The 3,312-nt window shown below is 74.1% G+C and carries 3 protein-coding genes; 1 reads left to right on the top strand and 2 read right to left on the bottom strand.

All coding sequences use genetic code 11. From position 1 onward, the window contains the following. The coding region (locus tag E1293_RS45810) for a coenzyme F420-0:L-glutamate ligase (RefSeq protein WP_132206247.1) at positions 1-1,242 on the bottom strand (1,242 nt) is incomplete at its 3' end. Next, positions 1,232-2,191 (bottom strand): 2-phospho-L-lactate transferase, encoded by a 960-nt coding sequence (cofD, locus tag E1293_RS45805; protein WP_132206245.1) that lies wholly within the window; start codon positions 2,189-2,191, stop codon positions 1,232-1,234. The genes E1293_RS45810 and cofD, both read right to left, overlap by 11 nt. A gap of 121 nt (positions 2,192-2,312) precedes the next feature. Between cofD and E1293_RS45800 the strand changes: the two genes are divergently transcribed. Beyond that, positions 2,313-3,308 (top strand): hypothetical protein, encoded by a 996-nt coding sequence (locus E1293_RS45800; RefSeq protein WP_132206243.1) that lies wholly within the window; start codon positions 2,313-2,315, stop codon positions 3,306-3,308. The last annotated feature ends 4 nt before the right edge of the window (positions 3,309-3,312 follow it).

Raw genomic sequence — 3,312 nt, 5'->3', positions numbered from 1 at the left:
GCGCGGGGGTGCGGCGGGGTGGCCGACGCCGACGGCGCCCATCGGGTCCCACTCGTCCGGGAGGTCGAGGACGTCGCGGACGACGTCGCGGCAGAACATCGTGCTCGACACCCAGCACGAGCCGAGGCCCTCGACCGCCAGCGCGACCAGCAGGTTCTCCACGCCCGCGCCGGCCGCGACCACGAACATCTCGCGCTCCGCGCGCGAGCGCCGCTCGTCCGGGTAGTCGTGCGCGCCGTCCGCCACCAGGCACGGCACCACGAGGTAGGGCGCCCGGCGCAGCACCTCGCCGCGCCGCAGCCGCTTGGTGATCGACTCCTCGGTGAAGCCGTCGCGGCGCAGGTCGGCCTCCCAGGCGTCGCGCATCGCGTCCAGCAGCCGCGTCCGGGACTCCGCCGACTCCAGCAGGACGAACCGCCACGGCGTCGTGTGGTGCGGCGCGGGCGCGGTGATCGCCGCGGCGACCGCCCGCCGCACCGCGGCCGGGTCGACCGGGTCGGCGGTGAACTCGCGGATCGTGCGCCGCGCGTGCAGCACCTCCGACGGCCCGAACCGGAACATGTCCTCCTCGGGCGGACGCACCAGAACCCGTGCGCCTGGCCCGTCCTCTCGGGTGACCAGGTCGGACAGCCCGCGCACGACGGCGATCGGGACCCCGTCGAGCTTGCCCTTGACCAGCTCGCCGGCCGCCGCGATCTCGTCGGCCACGGCGGTGATGGTGGCTTCGAGGCGGTTGCCGTGGGCGTCGTCGCGTCCGCGCAGGTCGGTGAGCGGCTCCAGGCCGGCGGCGCCGATCGCCGCGTCCGTCAGCCCGTTCCGCCACGGCCGCCCGAGCGTGTCGGACACGATGACGGCCACGTCGGCCCCGGTCCGCTCCCGCACGCCCGCGCGTATGCGGCGTGCGGAGGCGTCCGGGTCCTCCGGCAGCAGCAGCACCGTGCCGGGCGTGGTGTTGGACGCGTCCACACCCGCCGCGGCCAGCACGAGCCCCTGCCGCGTCTCCACGATCCGGGTCTCGCCGCGCGCGTGCGCCCGCCGCGCCACCACCCGGACGGTCTCGGCGTCGATGGCCTTCTCCCGGTCGCCGGCGACCAGGACCCGGCCCTCCGCCTTACTGACGATCTTGGACGTGACGACGAGGACGTCGCCGTCCTCGACCGTCCCGTCCGGGATCAGGGCGGCGATGTCGGCGCCCTCGGCGATCTCCGGCAGGCCCGGGACGCCGAAAATCTCAAGCCTCATCCGCGTCCTCCACCCGCTTCAGCTCCACCGCCAGGTCGAGGGCCGCGCGCGCGATGGCGGCGGTCGCCCCGGCGTCGCTCATCAGCAGCGGCCGGGACCGCACCTCGATGCCCTCCACCCGGACGTCCGCGTCGGCCTCGTCGACCAGCCAGCCGTCCAGCAGCCCCAGGCCGTAGTGCTCGGCGACCGCGCGCGCCGACGTCTCCACGCCGATCGCGGTCAGGCACGCGTCGGCCATGCCGCGGACGGGCGCGCCGCCGATGATCGGGGAGACGCCCACCACGGTCTTGGCGGCGACCGCCTCCCGGATGCCGGGCACCGCGAGGATCGTCCCGACGCTGACCACCGGGTTGGACGGCGGGAACAGCACCACGTCCGCCGCCTCGATCGCCGCGACGACGCCCGGCGCGGGCCCGGACTCCTCCGCCCCGACCGCCGCGATCGACAGCGCCGGGACGGACGCGCGCAGCCGCACCCACCACTCCTGGAAGTGGACGGCGCGCCGCCCCTGCTCGTCCTCGACCACCACGTGCGTCTCGACCTGGTCGTCGGTCATCGGGATCAGCCGCACGCCCGGCTTCCACCGGTCGCACAGCGCCTCGGTGACCGCCGACAGCTTGTACCCGGCCGCCAGCATCTGCGTCCGGACGATGTGCGTCGCGAAGTCGCGGTCGCCCAGCCCGAACCAGCCCGGCCCGACGCCGTACGCGGCGAGCTCCTCCTTGACGGTGAACGCCTCGTCGGCCCGTCCCCAGCCCTGCTCCTCGTTGATGCCGCCGCCGAGCGTGTACATCACGGTGTCGAGGTCGGGGCAGACCCGCAGCCCGAACAGGGAGATGTCGTCCCCGGTGTTGCCGATGACGGTGATCTCCGCCTCCGGGGCCGCCGCCTGCAGCCCGCGCAGGAAACGGGCCCCGCCGATCCCGCCCGCCAACGCCACGATCTTCATAGGATCAGCCTACGGGGATCCGGCGGGCCCGCCGGCGGGTGGTGCCAAGGGTCGCCGCCCCCGGATCAACTATGCCAAGCTTTGCGTGTAAATCGGATTGCCTCGGTCTGGAGATGTCACCGTGAAAAAGGAAGCCGTCCAGCGCCTGCGCGAACCGGCCGCCTGGGTACTGCTCGCCGCGGCGGGCGTGCATCTGCTCGCGGGCATCATCTCGCTCCTCGGCGGCGGGGGCAGCTTCACGCTCCGCGCCCTCTCCCAGGCCGGTGACGGGACGTTCCTCCAGGTCGCGATGGTCGGCCTCGTCGTCGTTTCGATCCTGCTGACGACCTGGGGCGAGACCCCGACCCCGCAGGCCCGGACGATCACCATGGGGGCGCTCGGCGTCCTCGGCGGCATCGGCCTGTTCGGCGTCGTCGCGTGGCTGTCCGGGATGCTCGCCGACTCCGACTACGCCAGCGCGACCACGAAGCTCACCACCTTCCTGGTCGGCGCGGGCGACCTCGCCGTCGTCGGTGTGGGCGGCTGGTTCGCCTTCACCGTCTTCCAGGGGATGCAGCCGGCGCGTCCGCAGCCGCAGATGCAGCAGGGCTACCCCGACTTCGGCTACCAGCAGGGCCAGCCGGGCCAGCCCGGCCAGCCGGGCCAGCAGCAGTACGGCCAGCAGCCCGCCTACGGCCAGCAGCAGTACGACCAGCAGCAGTACCAGCAGTACCAGCAGTACGGCCAGCAGCCGGCCGAGGGCCAGCAGGCCGCGCAGCCGGGGTACGAGCAGCAGCAGCCGGGCTACGAGCAGCAGCAGTACCAGCAGTACGGCCAGCAGCAGGACTACGGCCAGCAGCAGCAGTACGGCGCCCAGGGCGGCTACCAGGCCGGCCAGCAGGGCTACGAGCAGGCCGGGTACGAGCAGCAGCAGTACGGCCAGCAGGGCTACGAGCAGCAGCAGGGCCAGCAGGAGGCGCAGCCGTCCGCCGACCAGGAGGACATGGGCGAGTGGACCCGCGCCTACGGCGGCTCCGGCGGCCAGGACCCGCAGGGCACCCAGCCCGCGCCGCCGCAGGGCGGCGAGCAGGAGGGCGGCGACTGGTACCGGGACAACCGTCCCCCGCCCCCGCAGTAGGCCC

This window comes from Actinomadura darangshiensis (genome assembly GCF_004349235.1).
In the GTDB taxonomy this organism is placed as follows: Bacteria; Actinomycetota; Actinomycetes; order Streptosporangiales; family Streptosporangiaceae; genus Spirillospora; species Spirillospora darangshiensis.
The sequence above is the reverse complement of the archived record's forward strand: the minus strand, read 5'-3'. Positions and strand labels throughout refer to the sequence as shown.